Source organism: Mesorhizobium sp. M2A.F.Ca.ET.067.02.1.1 (genome assembly GCF_004023285.1).
Taxonomy (GTDB): domain Bacteria; phylum Pseudomonadota; class Alphaproteobacteria; order Rhizobiales; family Rhizobiaceae; genus Mesorhizobium.
Map to the genome: position 1 here is coordinate 1 of NZ_RZSB01001252.1, position 893 is coordinate 893.

2 protein-coding genes are annotated in these 893 nt (G+C 67.7%); both read right to left on the reverse strand.

Annotated elements, in window-relative coordinates; translation table 11 throughout:
* Positions 1-112: 112 nt before the first annotated feature.
* Positions 113-469, reverse strand: coding sequence for a hypothetical protein (locus tag EOA28_RS37125; RefSeq protein WP_245501700.1), 357 nt, complete (start codon positions 467-469; stop codon positions 113-115).
* An 83-nt stretch (positions 470-552) separates the two neighbouring features.
* On the reverse strand, positions 553-893 hold a 341-nt coding region (locus tag EOA28_RS39370; protein ID WP_189342417.1), incomplete at its 5' end, for a hypothetical protein.

Genomic DNA, 893 nt, shown 5'->3' on the forward strand with positions numbered 1-893 from the left:
GCACACGCGGCCGCTTCGAGGCGTGCATTGGTCGCCCGGTCGCAGCGGACCGAGAAGCGAAAGAACTGGTCGGCGCGGCCGAGCTCGTCCGGCGAAAAGACAGCAGCGCCCATCAATAACTCCTCGGCGGCACGAACAGGCAGATGGTGCGGCCGTCGGCGGCGCGGTGCGCGCACCAGTGGAACTGCCCGTCGGGGCTATCCTTCACCCGCTTGTCCGACATCGGGATCAGCTCGCCGGTCTTGCGGATCTCGTAGCCGCGCGCGCCCTCGATCACCGAACTCTCCGGCACCGCCTCGCAGTCGTAATTGGCGCAGCAGGCGAAGGGATAGGACCAGCCTAGCGGCAGCGCCGGCGTCGGCGCGGCATCGTGCGGAAATGCCTTCGTCGCGACACCGACGACGCCGAGCGCAAACGCCGCGATCGCGGCGCCGACAGCACAAGAGGAGAGCAGGAAACCGTGCCGCATGCGGGCCATGGTCGTATCCGGTCTGATGAACGCCATGGCCTGGCGCAGGCACTGAACTGGAAAGGGAAAACTCTTGAAGCCGATCAGTTGCCGCCGGGCACGACCTTCAGGCCGCCGGCGGCCTTGGCGCCGGCGAGGATCTTCCGGTATTCGTCGATGCCCTGCTCAACCTTGGACAGCGCCCGGTCGATGCGCGCGCTTTCGGCCGGGGTCAGCTGGCCGTCGGCGAAGGCCAAGGCGCCTTCGGTCATCAACTCGCCCATGCGCACCACCGTCTCGGCATGCGCCGCCATGACAGAGCCGTTGGCGGGCGTGGCCTCGACGTCCGCAAATCGCCGTCCGCGCGCGGAAGCGATCGCCTCGCTCATGTCGACGCGGCCGGTTTCCTCCTCGAGCGTGAAAATGGCGTCGAGCGGCATCAGTT